Raw genomic sequence first — 15,838 nt, 5'->3', positions numbered from 1 at the left:
ACGGGGCGCACGCCGGTCGCCGCGCCGGGAGGGCCGCGCCGAACGGTGCCGTCACCGCCCGCCGTCGCGCACGGGGCGTACGTCGTCACCGTGTATTCGTAGCCACCCGGCCCCGCGTATGAGCAGGGGGCGCCGCGATGTCGCCGTACCCGGCCACGGGACCCGGCGCGGGGGGAGTCGGCCACGGTCCCACCCCCTCTCGAGAACTCATACCGGAAATTTATGGTGGTCTATCCTCATACATACCTTTCCTCGCTCCGAATACCTTGTGTTCCGCGCATCGTGAGCCTCGGAACGTACCGACAGTCTCGGCGCGAACTCCCGTGACACCGGCTCCCGTTGTGCACGTCCATCACGTTTTCGAGGGAGGTGAGTCCGATGACCACACGCATCAGCGCCCGGCGCCTGCTGGCCGGTGCGGCCGCGACGGGCCTGCTGGCCGGCGGGGCCGCACTGGGCATGTCCGGTACCGCCGCCGCGACTCCGGCACCGGCGTCCGCGCCTTCAGTGGTGACAGGTGACCACCATGGTCACCACGACCGCTGCGAGTGGAAGAAGGGCCACTGGGAGAAGAAGTGGGTTCCGGGGCACTGGGAGAAGAAGTGGGTCCACCACGACACCTGGCGCCACGGCCATCACCACCAGGAGTGGAAGGCCAAGTGGGTCTACGTTCCCGCCCACTGGGAGCACGTGTGGGTCAAGGGTCACTGGGACTGCCATCACCGCTGAGCCCTCCGCACGGGGAGTGAGGACGGACCGGGTGCGACCACACCGCTCCCGGTCCGTACCGTGCGCTTTCCGTCCCCGGTCCGCGTTTCGTCCCCGGTCCGCGCGCTGTGCCGGTGTCCGCTGACGGTCCGCACCGTGCCGGGTTCCGCTGACGGCGGCCCCGCCGGAAACGAGGTGGAACCCGGCGTTCCCGCTGGTTAGGCTCGCCCGATGACCACACGCACTTTCCGTATCACCGTTCGCGGAGTCTTCGACGGGCTCGGCGCCGACCAGCGCGCGGACCTTCTGGCCCGCGCGTCCGAGCACGACGTCCTCCAGGCGTCCTTCACCCCCGAGGGGCACCTCAGCTACGACCTGGCCGCCCGGCCGGCCTTCACCTTCCGCTTCCTGGACTCGGGAGAAGAGGAGGAGGACATCCTGGAGGCGGTCGAACGCGCCGAAACCGCCGCCACCGCCTGGCTGACCGAGCGGGGCTACGGCTTCAAGAGGCTCAGGTCCCAGGGTGAGGACCTCTCCCAGGCGCCCCTCGGCAAGCGACAGCGGCGGGCCATCGCCCAGAACATCCAGAACACCCCCTGACCCCTCGTACCTCCACGGCGACCCACGCTCCCGATATGCTTGAGTAGTCAAGGAGGTGTCAATGAGTACAGGGCTGGACGCGGCACTGCGCCTGGTCAGGGCGCAGGCCACCCTGGTGAAGCGGTTCGACGCGAGCCTCGGCGGGCTGCACGGGGTGAGCCTGGCCGATTTCACGATGCTGCTCCGTCTGTCCCAGGCCCCCGGCGACCGCATGCGCCGGGTGGACCTGGCCGAGGAGCTGGGGCTGACGGCCTCCGGTGTCACCCGGGGGCTCGTACCCCTCGAGCGCATCGGGCTGGTCAGGCGGGACGCCGACGCCCGTGACGCCAGGGTGGCGTACGCGGCGCTGACGGAGACCGGCCGGGAGCGGCTGGCGGAGATGCTCGTCACCGCCGAGCACGTCGCCGAGGAGATCTTCGCCGAGCCGCCGTGGACCGAGGAGGAGGCGGTTCAGCTCGCCGGGCTCCTCGGCCGCCTCGGCGGCACCGGCCTCGCCCGCCACGGGACCGGCGGCTCCTGAATCTCGCGCCGCCGCCGGGTTCGACCGGCCGCCCGCGGCCGCGAGGCGAGGGGCCGCCGGAGGGCGGCGCATCCGGTGACGCCTTGCCTGTCTCGTGACCACGGCGCACGCTGGTGGCATGGGAGCTCGCGAGGGCCCGACGCTCATCACGTCCGTTCAGCGGGCCTTCCGCCTGCTGGAGGCGGTGAGCGCGCACGAGAACGGCGCGCCCGCCAAGCAGCTGGCGCGCGAGACGGACCTGCCGCTGGCCACCGCCTATCACCTGCTGCGGACCCTGGTCCACGACGGATACATCCGCAAGCTCGACGACGGCGGATTCATCCTGGGCGACAAGATGCAGACGCTGCACACCCGGGGCCGCGGGCAGGCGCTGCTCAGCCGCGTCCGCCCCACTCTCGTGGCCCTGCGTGACGAACTCGCGTCCGCCGCCTATCTCACCTTCTACGAGGAGGGCGAGATCCGGGTCGCCGAGATCGTCGACGGCCCCCGGGCGCCCCGGGTCGACCTCTGGGTCGGATTCGAGGACGCGGGCCACGCCACCGCGCTGGGCAAGTCCGTCCTGCGAGAGATGGACGAGGAGACCCGCAACGACTACCTCGCCCGGCACACCCTGGCCGATCTCACGCCGCGCACCATCACCAGCCGGCCGGAACTGCTGCGGCGGCTGGCCTCCTCGCCCGTGGCCCCGGCCGTCACGGACCTGGAGGAGTACGCTCTGGGCACGGTCTGCGTCGCCGTTCCCGTCTACAGCGGCGACACGATCGGCTCGCTCGGGGTCTCGCTCCCCGCCGAACGGCTGCCGCGGCTCGAGGCCGTCCTGACCCGGCTGATCCCCACCGCGAATCGCGTGACGAGGGGCCTGTCGCTCACTATCTGAAATCCCGGTGCTTGTGGCGCCCGCCTCGAACGTCTTTCCTAGGTAAATCGGACATTTCAGGGACGAATCCAGGTGAGGACTGCGGACGAACATGAGTCAGGCCCGAGAGCACGGCAGCGAGCACTGGCGGAAACGGACGTTCAAGAACCGGAGCATCGGTTCCGGGTCGGCGGGCCGTAAGCGCGCCGCCCACCTCGCCTTCGGCACGCCCGTACTGCCCTTACTGATCGTCGGCGCCATCGTGCTGGTCGACCTGGCCGGCGGAGCCGGGATGGTCTGGCTGCCCCTGCTCGCCGCCGGCCCCGCGCTGGCGGCCACCACCAGCAGGCCGTACGGAGTCTTCTACGTCGGCCTCCTGGCCGCGGCGCTGAGTGTGATGCTCGGAATCCGGGACGGCGTCCCGGGTGACGAGCTCGCTGCCGTTGTGTCCGGGCTGGCGGCCGTCACCCTGGCGAGTGCCCTGGCCAGCGCGCTGCGCTGGCGTCGGGAGCGGGTCCTCGCCGCTGTCCGCTCGGTCGCCGAGGCCGCCCAGCACGCGCTCCTCGCACCCATACCGTCGAGCGTCGGACCGTTCCAGGTGGCCGTCCGCTACAGCGCCGCCGCGGCGGAGGCACGGATCGGCGGGGATCTCTACGCGCTGGTGCCCACGCCCTACGGGGTCCGAATGATCATCGGCGATGTCCGCGGCAAGGGGCTGCCGGCCGTGGGCACGGCCGCGCTCGTGCTCGGCGTCTTCCGGGAGGCCGCCTACGACGAGCCCGATCTCCTCACCGTCGTCGCCAGGATCGAGCGGAGTCTGGCGCGCAACCTGGGGTACGACGACTTCGTCACCGCCGTCGTCGCCGGGTACCCGGAGCCGGGCCGGCTGGAGGTCGTCAACTGCGGACACGCACCGCCGCTGCATGTGAGTGCGTCCGGAAGCGTCTCCTCGGTCGACCCGGTCCACCCCGCCCCGCCTCTCGGGCTGCGGGCCCTCACGGGGGAGACCCCGAGTCTTCAGGTGCTGCCTCTGGCCGACGGTGATCAGCTCCTGCTGTACACCGACGGGGTCACCGAGGCCCGCGACCACGGCCGCGAGTTCTACGGTCTCGCCGAAGGGCTGGCCCGGCATGTGTCCGACGAGCCGGCGTCCACCCTCGCCGCGCTCGAAGCCGAACTCCAGACCCACGTCGGCGGCCGCCTGCACGACGACGCGGCTCTGCTCCTGCTCCGCAAGCCCCTGGCGCCCGACCGGGCGCCCGAGGTCGCTACGGGCGGTGGCTCCGTCACTCTCCCCTCCCCGCCGCGACCGCCCGCGGCCGGCGCGGGTGTGGGCTGCGGCCAGACCGCGGAGTAGCCCTGCCGGAACGGTTCAGTGCCGGGCGAACTGGAGCCGGGTCGGCTGAACGGTGTCGGGTCGCACCGTGATCCCGCCGACGGTCAGGCGTTCACCGTAGATGTCGGTGATCCTGACCGTGCCCCCGCATCCGGCTCCGTCCTCGGCGAGGAAGTAGTTGTAGTCGGTACGGGGCAGCCGTCGCCATCCGCCAGCGGTGCGGAGTTCGAGCCGCGCCACCGGATTCCGGTGGCCGATCACTTGGATCGCGCACCACCAGCGGCTGGACCCTGTCTTGTACCGGACCGCGATCGTGTCGGAGGCGCCGGGGCTCAGCAGCTTCCACGTGACCGGGATCCGGCCGGCCGAAGGACTGGCGAGCTCGGCGAAGGCCTGAGCGCTGAGGTCGAGCTGCCCGGGGGCGCAGGGCAGGGGGCATTCGTTGGTGATCCGGACCGTGACGGACGCGCCGTCGGCCGCGCGGACAAGGACGTACGCTCCGCACGCCTTGGACGTCTCGTAGTCGGTGTGGTTCATCGCCGCGGTCATGACGTCGTCGCTCGGGCCGAACGAGCAGGCGCCGTCGCCGGTGCCCGCGTCGTACGTGGTGGCCACTCCCCGGTAGCCGACCCCGGGGCGAATCCGTCCCGCCAGAGATGCCCCCGTGGCCGCGGGACGGGAGGTGGCCGAGGCCGACGGCCGCGCCGGTGCGGTGCCGGCATCGGCCGCCGCGGACGGGGATGCCGTCGTACGCGGCGACCGGGTAGCCGTCGGCGACGCCGACCCGGCCCGTGCTCCCCGTTCAGGCGTCGCGGTCCCGGTGGAACCGGCGGCGGTCGCGTCCGCGGCGTGTCCCGCGTCCGCCTGGTGGCCGGGACGGAACGCCACGACCAGGCAGACGAGAGCGACCGCCGTGATCAGTGCCACCGCGGTGCCTATCAACAGCCTGAGCCGGTGCCTGCGGCGCCGCGCGGCCTGCCTCGTTTCCTTCATGCGTGTCCGTTCGGAGGATCGAGCCGATGGTGTGTCCGTCAGTGGCCGCTGGAGGCGAAAAGGTTGCCGCGCGATTCCCGTCGGTGCCGGGCCGGGGTGCCGCCGGAGAACGCGCACGGACCCGAGCGACGACCGTCCGCGTCAGCCCTGCGGCGCGTCATGTCTCCTACGGACGGCACGCCGATGAGGTCACGACCGCCGTATCCGGCGGACCGCCTTTCGGCCCAGGGCCCGGCCCGGCGCTTCGATCCAGCGATGGGTCACCACGGAAAGCGGCAACAGCACGGCGAAGAACGCCGCTTCGAGTACGAGATTGTCGCGCCGCCACCGGCCGATCGTGCTGTCGCTCACCGCCAGCAGCACCGGATGCACCAGGTAGACCGAGTAGCTGATCGTTCCCAGTCCCGTCAGCCGGCGCGGGAACCGGAGGCGGCGCAACGCCAGAGCGGCGCCGAAGGTGAGCATGGCCAGCAGGAAGGCCGTGATCCAGCCGCGCCGCGCGAAATGAGCCCCGTCGCCGTGCCCGTAGGCGCTCCCCACAGCGCAGATCAGCACGACGACGGCCGTGCGGGCCGCGTCCGGCCAGGTGCCCTCACCCCGTTCCGCCCGATGGACGGCGGTGCCGAGGAACATCACCGCGAGGATCACCAGGCCTTCCCAGAGGGGAACCGTGCCGTTGAACGGAACCAGGACCAGAGCCAGCACGCCCCCCGCCAGGCCTCCGAACACGCGAAGCGCGGACGACCCGGAACTCGCGCAGCAGATGGCGATCACCACGACCGTCGAGGCGAGTGCGACGAGCGGGCCGGAGCCCACCGCGGTGGACAGCGCGGACGCCGGTGGCACGACCCCTGCCGTCACACTCACGGCGGCCAGCACGCCCAGGACGACGGCGACGGTGGCGGGACGCCGGTGCAGGCGGACCGTGAAGAGGGCGACGACCAGCAGATAGAAGGCCATCTCGTACGAGAGCGTCCACAGGACGAGAACGACACTGGGCGTTCCCAGCAGTTCCTGGAGCAGGGTCACATGGGCGAAGGCCACGGTCGCGGGACTCCGCCCGGCGAAGCGAGCGTGCGGGTCCGCGATGCCCAGAACACCGAGGGCGATGACCGAGCCCACGACAGCGGCCCAGAGCGGGTAGATCCGGAAGAACCGTCCGACCCAGAAGGTCCGGACGCAGCCCCGGCGTTCGAGCGACGCGGGGATGACGTACCCGCTCACGAGGAAGAACACCATGACCCCGTACCGGCCGATGTTCACCTCGGGCATCAACTGCCCGCGGAGTTCCGCCATGAAGGCGTACGACGAGTGGTCGAACGCGACGAGGAGTGCGGCGATGCCGCGCAACGCGTCCAGCCAGCCCGCCCGCGACGGAGCGGCGGACCCGCCGGACACGAGGGGATGCGACGGAGCGGAGGGACGCTGCTCCAGCGGCGGAGGGACGGGGATCGCGGGTTCCATGGGGTTCCATACCTGGACCGAGTCCTGTGTGGTGAGGGGTTCGTGGGGACGGCCGTGAGGCGGGCATGCGCAGGGCATGCAGGGGACATGCACATGCGGAGGGCAGGCTGGGGACATGCGGAAGGAGGAGGCGGTCCGGCGGTCTGTCCGGGTTCGCGAGGCGTCGCTGTGCCCATCGAAGTGCGGCCGCGGGAGGGCGGAACAAGGGACACGCCCTGATGAGGCCGCTTTCGCCGGGATTGACTACGCGGTGATCAGCGGTTGCGCGTAGGGGGCGGGCCGCGGTCGTCCTCGGCATGGCGAGGACGACCGCGACGACCGGTTCCCGGCGTGATCGTCTGCCGTCTTCCGGGTGCCTGCGACTCCCGGAGTACTTCGGCCGGTCGGGCCGCGAAGCCCGACCGCGGAGGGGACGGCTAGTCGCTGTGCGGCGCGGAGGGCTTCACCGGGACGCAGGGCTTGATCGCGCCCTTGGTCGTGTACGCCGTGACCCTGTGCGGCCGGGCGGAGCCGCTGAGGTTCACGAAGACCAGCGCGTTGCCCGGGTGCAGGGTCATCTCCCGGTTCCATCCCTTGTTCTTCGCAGGGGCTCCCGGCCTTCGGGCCGGGCGGGAATGCGATCCTCGGTCTGGAGGCGCGAAGCGCCGGAGATCACTGCGCTTGTGTGGTGACGGTCATTCCGGGCGCTTCTGGTTCTCGATGTAGTCCTTGACGCTGCTCAGCGGTGCGCCGCCGCAGGACCCCGCGAAGTAGGACGGGGACCAGAACACCGAGCCGGTCTGGATCCGGTTGATCCGGCCGGTGTACTCCGCGCGCAGGTATCGGGAGCTGACGCCTTTGAGGCTGTTGACGAGTTTGGACAGGGCGATCTTTGGCGGGTAGTGCACGAGCAGGTGGACGTGATCGCCTTCGCCGTTGAACTCCCGCAGTTCCGCGCCGAAGCTCTCGCACACATCGCGCATGATCTCCTCGCAGCGCGTCAGCATCTCGCCGTTGAAGATCTCCCGCCGGTACTTCGTGACAAACACCAAGTGTGCGTGGAGGTTGAAAACGACATGATTTCCCCGTCGGACATCGGGATCTGGTTCCCACCGCGGTGACATACGCCAAGTGTAGGATCGAGTGGACTCGACCGGAGGGGGTGGGCTGGATGATCCGTGCATACAAGTTCCTGCTGCGGCCCACCGTCCGTCAGGCGCAAGCATTGTCGGAGATGCTGCGCGATCACTGCTCTCTCTACAACGGGGCCCTGCAGGAACGCCGTGACGCCTACCGGCACGTCTCGAGGAGCACCGTCCGGTACGGGATGCAGTCCGCGCAGCTCAAGGAGATCCGGGCGTTCGACCCTGAGCGCCAGGGCCGCTGGTCGTTCTCCTCGCAGCAGGCCACCTTGCGCCGTCTGGACAGGGCGTTCGCCGCGTTCTTCCGGCGGGTCAAGTCCGGCGGTACCCCGGGCTACCCGCGTTTTCGCGGGGTGAACTGGTTCGACACCGTGGACTTCCCCAAAGACGGGGACGGCTGCCGGTGGGACTCCACTCCGCATGACCCGGTCACCCGCGTCCGCCTCCAGGGCGTCGGGCATGTGAAGGTCAACCAGCACCGCGCCGTGAGAGGCACGGTCAACACCGTCTCCGTCAAGCGTGAGGGCCGCAAGTGGTTCGTGGTGCTCACCGTCGAACAGGAACAGCCAAAGCCGCTGCCATCGACCGGCAGCGTGGTCGGGATCGACTTGGGCATCGCGAACTTCCTCGCCGACTCCACCGGCGCCTTCGTGCCCAACCCGCGCCACGGCCGCCGTGCGGCCGCCAAGCTCCAGGCCGCGCAGCAGGCTCTGTCCCGGTTCCCGCGCTGCAAGGCCAAGGACCGCACTGCCAACCACCAGCGCGCGGTGGAGAAGGTCGCTCGGCAGCATGGCAAGGTCCGCCGCCAACGGCTGGACCACGCACACAAGACCGCGCTCGACCTGGTCCGCACATACGACTTCATCGCGCACGAAGACCTCAAGATCCGCAACATGAGCAGGGCCCCCGCAGCCAGACCCAAACCCGACCAGGCAGGCGCGTTCCTGCCCAACGGGGCCGCAGCCAAGGCCGGACTCAACAAGTCGATCAACGATGCCGGATGGGGGGTGTTCCTGACGATCCTGCACGCCAAGGCTGAAAGCGCCGGACGGGAAGTGATCGCAGTCGACCCCCGCAACACCTCCCGCACCTGCCCCGAATGCGGGCACACGGCCAAGGAGAACCGGCCCACACAGGAGAAGTTCCACTGCATCGCCTGCGGACATATTGCGCACGCGGACACGGTGGGAGCACTCAACGTTCTACGGGCCGGGCTGGTCCGTCGCAACGCCAACCCGGCGTAACGAGAAGCCCCCGGCTTCAGCCGGGGGAGGAGTCACTGAAGGGTGAGGATCGGGAACATGGAACATGGTCGCCCTGCCTGTCGACCCCCCCCAGACCACGGTGTCGTGCTCGCAGACGTGGCCGGGAGCGAGGACGGTCACGGTCACCTCGATGTCGTTCGGGCGCAGTGCCCGTGCCAGCTCGCGCTGGGCCCCGATGCCGATGTCCTGGTCCTTGACGGTGAGGGTGACAATGCCGTCGTCGTGGCGCTCCACCGCGTACGCCGCCGGGGCGGCCGGGGAACCGGGCGCGACCACCGCGGCGAGACCGGCGCACAGCCGACCGCGGCGACGGCGATCCGGCGCGGAGTGAGCAGGCGGCGCCCCGAGGCGCGTGTCTCGCCCCCGCGTTCCCGGGCCCCGGCCGACGTGGCCTCGTGCCCGGCGGGTTATCGCGGATCGAGGGAAGCGGCCGACGCGTTCCCGCGCAGCTCGATCTCCCGCTTCAGCTCATCGAGCAGCCGGTCCTCGAACCTCGGCCTCGAGCTCATGCCTCTCCCCTTTTCGCGTACAGCAGGGACGCGTTCGGTGTCCGCGCGTCCGAGACTCCGGGGGTAGGGGCGTTTCGGCATCCGCCGGAGAATTCAGCCGTCGTTCCGTGCCTGGCTGCCCGCCGGGCCGCGCGCGCCGACGGGGGATCCGGGAAGGAGCGCCGCCGCGATGAGTCCGATGACCCCGAGGACGGCGAGGGTGACCATGGCCGCGGCGTAGGAGCGGGTGGTGAATCCGGCCACGAGGATCGTGCCGGCGACCGCGGTGCCCAGCGAGGAGCCGAGGTTCGACACACTGCGGGACAGACCGGAGATCTCGCCCTGCCGGTCCTGGGGGAAGCTCGACTGGACGATGTTGACCGACGGGGTCAGCATCAGGCCGAGGCCCAGTCCGAGCAGGAGCAGACCGGGAGCGAAGGCCCAGGGGCTGGAGAAGCTGTTGACCATGGCGATCAGGACGACGACGCCCGCGATCGCGACGGCGAAGCCCGCGATGATCAGGGTGCGTTGGGGACGCCGCCGGGCGAGTCGTTCGGCGGCCAGGGAGGTGGCGAGCAGACCGAGCGTGGCGGCCGTGAAGATGACGCCGGTCGCGATGGCGTCGTAGCCGCGCACCACTTGGAGATAGGCGGCCACGGTGAACGACGAACCCATGAGCAACAGCCATTGGATGTTCTGGGTGATGAGCCCGAGGTTGGAGGCGCGGTTGCGGAACAGGCTGGTGGACAGCAGCGGTTCCTTGCCGGCCGACTCGCGGGCACGCACGAAGCGGAAGAACCACAGCAGCGTCAGCGCGCCGAGGACGAGCAGGCCGGTCATCAGCCAGAGGTTGTTGTCGGCGGCCAGGATGCCCATGACGATGAGGACCAGACCCGTCGCCGACAGCACGGCTCCGACGGTGTCGAACGGGCGGGTCGGATCCGGTGGCAGCGGGTCCTCGATGTGGCGGCTCAGCACGATGATCAGGGCGATGATCAGGGCCTGGAACACGAAGGCGGCCCGCCAGCTGAGCCACGAGGTGATGAGCCCGCCGATGAGCGGGCCCGCCGCCGCGCCGATGCCGCCCAGCGCCATGATGACTCCGAAGGCTCGGGCGCGGGAGGTCATGTCGTCGAAGAGGAGCGTCGTGAGGATGTAGACCGGCGGGATGAGCAGCGCGGTTCCGACGCCTTCGAGAATCGAGTTGCCGAGGATGAGAACGCCCAGGCCGGGGGAGACCGCACTCAGGAGCGCGCCGATCCCGTACACCGTCAGGCCGGCGAGGAAGCAGCGCTTGCGGCCGTAGCGGTCCGTCAGCTTGCCGCCGGGGATCATCAGCGCGGCCATGACGAGCAGGAAGATCGTGATCGCGACCTGCACGCCCTGCACGGTCGTGTCGAGGTCCTCGCTGATGTCGTTGATCATCACGTTCATGTTGGAACCGGCGAAGCTGCAGATGAACTGTGCGAGGGCGAGCGGAGCGAGAATCCTGCGCTGCGCCACCGACGGCGGTGTCGACGCGCCTGTGTCAGCCATCGCCATTCCTTATGACTGCCGGACGTGTGGTCTGGGTGTCGCTCTCCTACGCTCATAGACTGCGCCGAACGTCGACGGACCGCATGCGCACGACGGCAGACCGGTGGAATCCCGGTGGACCGTCCCGGCCGGCTCCGGGACTTCAGGACCAGTCCTGGGCACCCGGCGGGACACCCTTGGTTCTCCGATCTGCCGTCCGCGTGAGCACGCCGCTCACCCGTCCGGGTGGGCGCTACGGGCTCCTCACCGCCGCCGGGCGGTACCTCCGCTCCGGAAGGCGGGGTGGTCGCCGAGCCGGCGTACGTAGTCCTGGAGCCGGGGGAGTGAGCGCAGGGCGGCGCCGTCCGGGTCCAAACGGGTGAGGGCCACCCACACGTCCACGTCCCCCGCCGTCAGGGTCTCGCCCAGGACATAGGGCCGCCCGGCGAGTTGACAGTCCAACAACTCCAGGGCCGCGGAGAGCTCCGAGGGCTGGGCGGAAGGGGTGACATCGCGGTCCAGCAGGTCGCGGAGAGCCTCGATGTCCGCGGCGAGGTCCGGTGGACGCAGCGTCGACGGGCACCCCGCGCCGTGACCGGAGAGAAGCCCCGCGAGATCGCGGAGGATGTCGGGGGTGTGGTTGCTGACGATCCGTCCGCTCCACCGGTCGCACAGCGCGGGCGCCGTCAGCGGTCCGTCGTAGTGGTGCTCGGTGGCCTCGTAGGCGCGGCGCAGCGAGGCGAAGGCCTCAGGTGTCCCTGTGGGGTCCGCCAGGACCGTCGTGGCGACGGAGTCCTTCAGACCGAGCAGGTCGAGGGTGATCGCGATGCGCAGCGAGAGCGGACAACTCTCCGACAGATACAGCTCGTAGCGGTGCGGTGCGGGGTAGAAGCCGCCGGCCAGGCCGACACCGATCCGGCTGTCGACACGGTGGGGGAGGGCGGAGGGCGTCGCCACCTTGAGACGAAGCTCGGAGGGGAACGAAACCTGGTCACAAGGACGTGAGTTGGCCGTGCTGGAAGGACGCGAAGCTGTCTCAGGCATGACTCTCCCTTGGGGAACGAGGAAGCCACCGCCGCCTTGTGGGCACCAGCGGCCGAATGCGGAACGACTGCGCTCGTCGCACCGGTCCGGATCGAACGGACCGGCTACGGATCAGTAAGCGCTGGAGACACGCAACAGATCGATGTGCAGGCGCCTCGTCAAGCCGTTCCTGGGCATTCTCACCGGTCCCACTCCGGGGCTCGCGAGACGCGAGACCACGCTTGCCCCGCCACGCCGGCGGGACCCGGTCGTCACCCGGGGCACCCCGTCGCGGTGGAAGGGTTGCCTGTCAGCGAGCCGGGGCCGATGACCACAGGTGCGGGACGAACCCGCACCGTGGGCGCTGACAATCGTGACCGTCCACGCCAGTCTCGGTGCGCCCTGTGGCGCCGTCAAGAAGGCGTGGCACGCGGTCTCACCTGGTGGTCACCCGGATTGACATTCTTTTCGGGGCGGGCCTAACGTGCGGCCCACAAACGGGATGCCCCAGGGCCGGAGAGACGATGGTGACGGCGATGAACGCAGCTGACGGGACGGCCGCATGGCGGCGCCTCGGCCGCGTGGTGCTGTGCGCCGACCGCTCCGTCGACCTGCTGCGCGTCAACAGCGCACTGTGTACGGACATGTGTCGCACCCTCTGCCAAGGCTGACGGTTCCTCTTCCGAATCGCTGACGACCACCGCTGTGGCGGTGTGCCCTTTCTCCGTCCAGCCCCCGTTCCCTGTGCGCCCGTGCCCTCGTTTCGCGCCGAGCCGTTGAGGCTCCGCGTCACGCTGCCGCTCGCCGTGGTCCGGGGTGTCCGAATCCGCTGGAGCTCTCCATGAGTGAATCTCCAGGCATAGCTGTGTCCTCCGGATCAGCGCTGCCTGCCCAGGCCGTCCCCCGTCCCGACGTCCCCGCCTCGCCCAAGCCCCTGGCGGCGCAGCGGGTCCTTCCGCTCCGGCGCCCCGGCCGCTGGATCATCACGGCCGTCGTGCTCGTGCTGGTCGCCCAGATCGCTCACGGCCTGGTGACCAACCCCTTCTACCAGTGGGACCGTTTCCAGTACTGGTTCCTGCGTCCGACGATCCTCGACGGCCTGCTCATCACCCTCGAAGTCGCCGTCTACAGCGCGGTGTTGGGCTTGCTCGGCGGGATCCTGCTGGCGTTGGCCCGACTCTCCCCGAGCCCGGTGCTGCGCGCGGTGAGCTGGGTCTACACCTGGCTGTTCCGCTCGGTACCGCTCATCGTCGTCCTGCTGTTCCTCTACAACTTCAGCGCGCTGTACCGGACGTTGAGCGTCGGGGTGCCGTTCGGGCCGGCCTTCTTCACCTTCGACGAGTCCCGCCTGGCCACCGACATGGCCGTCGCCGTCATCGGACTGAGCCTGAACGAAGCGGCGTACGCCTCCGAAGTGGTGCGCGGCGGAATCCTCTCCGTCGACCAGGGTCAGCACGAGGCGGCCTCAGCCCTGGGCCTGCCGAAGCGGTACCAGTTCGCGAAGATCGTCTTTCCGCAGGCGCTGCGCTCCATCACCCCGAACTACGTCAACCAGTTGATCGGCCTGATCAAGGGAACCTCGCTCGTCTTCTACGTCTCCCTGCTGGACCTGTTCGGCTCCGTTCAGAGCATGGGCAGCACCTATCCCGGCGATATCGTGCCGCTGCTCCTGGTCGCCACCGCCTGGTACCTGATCCTGACGAGCGTCGTGTCCGTCGTCCAGTTCTACGTCGAGCGGTACTACTCGCGGGGCGCGCTGCGCACCCTGCCGCCGACCCCGTTGCAGAAGGTACGGAACGGTCTGCGCGACGTGCGGGCCCGGATCCGGAGGGAGACGGCGATATGACTGGCGAAGCGCGTCGGACGACAGTGAAGACCAGGACGGTACCGGAGGACCAGGCGCCGGAGACGGCTCCGCCGGCCGAGGCCATCGGAGCGCTCGAGATCCAGCCGGCCGCGGTGGAGGTGCACGACGTGCACAAGTGGTACGGCTCCCATCAGGTCCTGGACGGTGTGGAGTTGACCGTCCGGCCCGGAGAGGTCACGGTCATCCTCGGGCCGTCCGGATCCGGCAAGTCCACTCTCCTGAGGGTGATCAACCATCTGGAGAAGCCCGAGATCGGCCATGTCAGCCTGAACGGCGAGCTCATCGGCGTCCGCAGGCACGGTGAGCGGCTGAGGGAACTGAGCGAGCGGGTCATCCTGGGGCAGCGCAGCCGCATCGGCTTCGTCTTCCAGAACTTCAATCTCTTCCCGCACCTCACCGTGCTGGACAACGTGGCCGCGGCTCCGGTGGCCACCGGAAAACTGTCCAAGCCCGACGCCCAGGAGCTGGCCCGCGATCTGCTCGCCCGCGTGGGGCTGGGGGACAGGACCAGTGCCTATCCGCGGCAGTTGTCGGGCGGACAGCAGCAGCGCGTGGCCATCGCCCGCGCCCTCGCCCTGCGGCCGGGGGTCATCCTCTTCGACGAACCGACCTCGGCGCTGGACCCCGAACTGGTCGGCGAAGTACTCGCCGTCATCAAGGACCTTGCCAGGAGCGGCACCACCCTCGTCATCGTCACCCACGAGATCGGCTTCGCCCGCGAGATCGCCGACCGGGTCGTCTTCATGGACGGCGGGCGCGTCGTTGAACAGGGCCCGCCCTCACAGGTGTTGGACCACCCGCAGCAGGAGCGCACCAGGGACTTCCTGAGCAAGGTTCTCTGACCGGCGCGCCGACGGGCGCACAACGAGGCCCGTCGGTTCCAGCCTCCGACCGAAGCCGCCGGCGGCGAACGAGGACGCGTCGCTCGGCGCGGTCCTCCGAACTCGCCTTCAGCCGTGCGCCGTCACGCAGGGCCACCCGATTTCGCGGCCCGCCGGGACCGCGCCCCCACACCCTCACCGCACACACCCGACAAGGACAGCCATGCGTACGCTCCCCCTGAACAGCAGAATTCTTCGCGGCGTCACCGCCACCGCGGCCGTCGCCTCCCTCGCCGCCGGGCTCGCCGCATGCGGGGGTGACAGCGACGCCGCCACCCGGACCGAGGGCGCCTCGGCCGGATCGGTCACGGTCGGCGCGCTCTCCAACGGCGCGGCCAAGCAGACCGAGTTGAAGGTGTCCGAGGTGAAGTCGATCAGCGCCTTGCTGCCCAAGTCCGTCGCCAAGAGCGGCACACTGCGGATCGGCGTCGGAGCCCTGCCCGCGGGATTCGCGCCGCTGGCGTACGTGGGCGGGGACCAGAAGACACTCACCGGCGCCGAACCCGACCTCGGCAGGTTGGTGGCCGCGGTCCTCGGACTGAAGCCGGAGGTGAAGAACTCGACCTGGGAAAACCTGTTCGTCGGCATCGACAGCGGCAAGGTGGACGTCGCCTTCTCCAACGTCACCGACACCGAGGAGCGCAAGAAGAAGTACGAGTTCGCCTCCTACCGGCAGGACAACCTCGGCTTCGAGGTGCGCAAGAAGAGCACCTGGAACTTCGACGACGACTACCGGAACCTGGCCGGCAAGACCGTCGCGGTGAGCGCCGGCACCAACCAGGAGAAGATCCTCCTGGAGTGGAAGTCGAAGCTCGCCAAGGAGGGCAAGAAGCTCAACCTCAAGTACTACCAGGACAACAACGCCACCGCCCTGGCGCTGTCCAGTGGAAAGATCGACGTCTCGTTCGGCCCGAACCCCGGTATCGCTTACCACATCACCCAGACCGCGAAGACCCCCAACCCGACGCGCAACGCGGGCAAGTTCTCCGGCGCGGGTGAAACGCTCCAGGGTCTGATCGCGGCCACCGCGAAGAAGGACAGCGGGCTCGCCGCGCCACTCGCCGACGCGATCAACTACCTGATCAAGAACGGCCAGTACGGCAAGTGGCTGGCCGCCTGGAACCTCTCCAACGAGGCCGTCGACACCTCCCAGGTCAACCCGCCCGGCCTGCCGCTCGACAACTCCTGAACCACCGTCCAC

The 15,838-nt window shown here is 69.7% G+C and carries 16 protein-coding genes and 1 riboswitch; of the genes, 10 read left to right on the top strand and 6 right to left on the bottom strand.

What is annotated here, in order from left to right; all coding sequences use genetic code 11:
- The first annotated feature begins 378 nt into the window (after positions 1-378).
- The 5 genes from OG788_RS04120 to OG788_RS04100 all read left to right on the top strand — a co-directional run bounded on the left by OG788_RS04120 (position 379) and on the right by OG788_RS04100 (position 4,041).
- A complete protein-coding gene (locus OG788_RS04120) occupies positions 379-729 on the top strand; it encodes a hypothetical protein (RefSeq protein ID WP_406369138.1) in 351 nt (116 codons plus the stop codon).
- Between the two features lie 210 nt (positions 730-939).
- Complete coding sequence (locus OG788_RS04115) at positions 940-1,308, top strand: DUF6204 family protein (RefSeq protein ID WP_266754832.1); 369 nt, start codon at positions 940-942, stop codon at positions 1,306-1,308.
- A gap of 61 nt (positions 1,309-1,369) precedes the next feature.
- Positions 1,370-1,828, top strand: a complete 459-nt coding sequence (locus OG788_RS04110) for a MarR family winged helix-turn-helix transcriptional regulator (RefSeq protein ID WP_406369137.1) — start codon at positions 1,370-1,372, stop codon at positions 1,826-1,828.
- A 118-nt stretch (positions 1,829-1,946) separates the two neighbouring features.
- Positions 1,947-2,705, top strand: a complete 759-nt coding sequence (locus OG788_RS04105; RefSeq protein WP_406369136.1) for an IclR family transcriptional regulator — start codon at positions 1,947-1,949, stop codon at positions 2,703-2,705.
- Positions 2,706-2,796: 91 nt separating this feature from the next.
- Positions 2,797-4,041, top strand: a complete 1,245-nt coding sequence (locus OG788_RS04100) for a PP2C family protein-serine/threonine phosphatase (protein ID WP_406369135.1) — start codon at positions 2,797-2,799, stop codon at positions 4,039-4,041.
- A gap of 15 nt (positions 4,042-4,056) precedes the next feature.
- Here OG788_RS04100 and OG788_RS04095 read toward each other — a convergent pair whose 3' ends face one another.
- From OG788_RS04095 to tnpA, 4 genes are all read right to left on the bottom strand, one after another.
- Positions 4,057-5,013, bottom strand: coding sequence for an expansin EXLX1 family cellulose-binding protein (locus OG788_RS04095; RefSeq protein ID WP_406369134.1), 957 nt, complete (start codon positions 5,011-5,013; stop codon positions 4,057-4,059).
- 189 nt (positions 5,014-5,202) lie between these two features.
- Positions 5,203-6,477, bottom strand: a complete 1,275-nt coding sequence (locus OG788_RS04090) for an acyltransferase family protein (protein ID WP_406369133.1) — start codon at positions 6,475-6,477, stop codon at positions 5,203-5,205.
- 416 nt (positions 6,478-6,893) lie between these two features.
- Positions 6,894-7,034 carry a hypothetical protein gene (locus OG788_RS04085; protein WP_406369132.1) on the bottom strand — a complete coding sequence of 47 codons (141 nt, stop codon included), beginning with the start codon at positions 7,032-7,034 and terminating at the stop codon, positions 6,894-6,896.
- Positions 7,035-7,151: 117 nt separating this feature from the next.
- Positions 7,152-7,580, bottom strand: coding sequence for an IS200/IS605 family transposase (gene tnpA, locus OG788_RS04080; RefSeq protein WP_406369131.1), 429 nt, complete (start codon positions 7,578-7,580; stop codon positions 7,152-7,154).
- Between the two features lie 47 nt (positions 7,581-7,627).
- Here tnpA and OG788_RS04075 point away from each other — a divergent pair, with 47 nt between their 5' ends.
- Positions 7,628-8,842, top strand: a complete 1,215-nt coding sequence (locus tag OG788_RS04075) for an RNA-guided endonuclease InsQ/TnpB family protein (protein WP_406369130.1) — start codon at positions 7,628-7,630, stop codon at positions 8,840-8,842.
- A gap of 623 nt (positions 8,843-9,465) precedes the next feature.
- Here the strand turns inward: OG788_RS04075 and OG788_RS04070 are convergent.
- Together OG788_RS04070 and OG788_RS04065 are read right to left on the bottom strand one after the other, a co-directional pair.
- Positions 9,466-10,887 (bottom strand): MFS transporter, encoded by a 1,422-nt coding sequence (locus OG788_RS04070; protein WP_406369129.1) that lies wholly within the window; start codon positions 10,885-10,887, stop codon positions 9,466-9,468.
- Between the two features lie 243 nt (positions 10,888-11,130).
- Positions 11,131-11,823 carry a glutathione S-transferase C-terminal domain-containing protein gene (locus tag OG788_RS04065; RefSeq protein ID WP_406369128.1) on the bottom strand — a complete coding sequence of 231 codons (693 nt, stop codon included), beginning with the start codon at positions 11,821-11,823 and terminating at the stop codon, positions 11,131-11,133.
- 299 nt (positions 11,824-12,122) lie between these two features.
- Positions 12,123-12,268, bottom strand: a riboswitch (SAM riboswitch).
- A 157-nt stretch (positions 12,269-12,425) separates the two neighbouring features.
- On the opposite strand from OG788_RS04065, the gene OG788_RS04060 reads away from it, so the two are divergent.
- The 4 genes from OG788_RS04060 to OG788_RS04045 all read left to right on the top strand — a co-directional run bounded on the left by OG788_RS04060 (position 12,426) and on the right by OG788_RS04045 (position 15,826).
- Positions 12,426-12,560 carry a hypothetical protein gene (locus OG788_RS04060; protein WP_266754816.1) on the top strand — a complete coding sequence of 45 codons (135 nt, stop codon included), beginning with the start codon at positions 12,426-12,428 and terminating at the stop codon, positions 12,558-12,560.
- A gap of 170 nt (positions 12,561-12,730) precedes the next feature.
- Positions 12,731-13,735, top strand: a complete 1,005-nt coding sequence (locus OG788_RS04055) for an amino acid ABC transporter permease (protein WP_406369127.1) — start codon at positions 12,731-12,733, stop codon at positions 13,733-13,735.
- Positions 13,736-13,833: 98 nt separating this feature from the next.
- The gene (locus OG788_RS04050; RefSeq protein WP_406376662.1) at positions 13,834-14,598 is read left to right on the top strand and encodes an amino acid ABC transporter ATP-binding protein; all 765 of its coding nucleotides are present in this window, start codon (positions 13,834-13,836) and stop codon (positions 14,596-14,598) included.
- A gap of 202 nt (positions 14,599-14,800) precedes the next feature.
- The gene (locus OG788_RS04045) at positions 14,801-15,826 is read left to right on the top strand and encodes an ABC transporter substrate-binding protein (RefSeq protein WP_406369126.1); all 1,026 of its coding nucleotides are present in this window, start codon (positions 14,801-14,803) and stop codon (positions 15,824-15,826) included.
- Positions 15,827-15,838: the final 12 nt, after the last annotated feature.

It is taken from the genome of Streptomyces sp. NBC_00647 (genome assembly GCF_045207245.1).
Taxonomy (GTDB): Bacteria; Actinomycetota; Actinomycetes; order Streptomycetales; family Streptomycetaceae; genus Streptomyces.
This window is presented reverse-complemented; position numbering and strand designations above follow the sequence as displayed.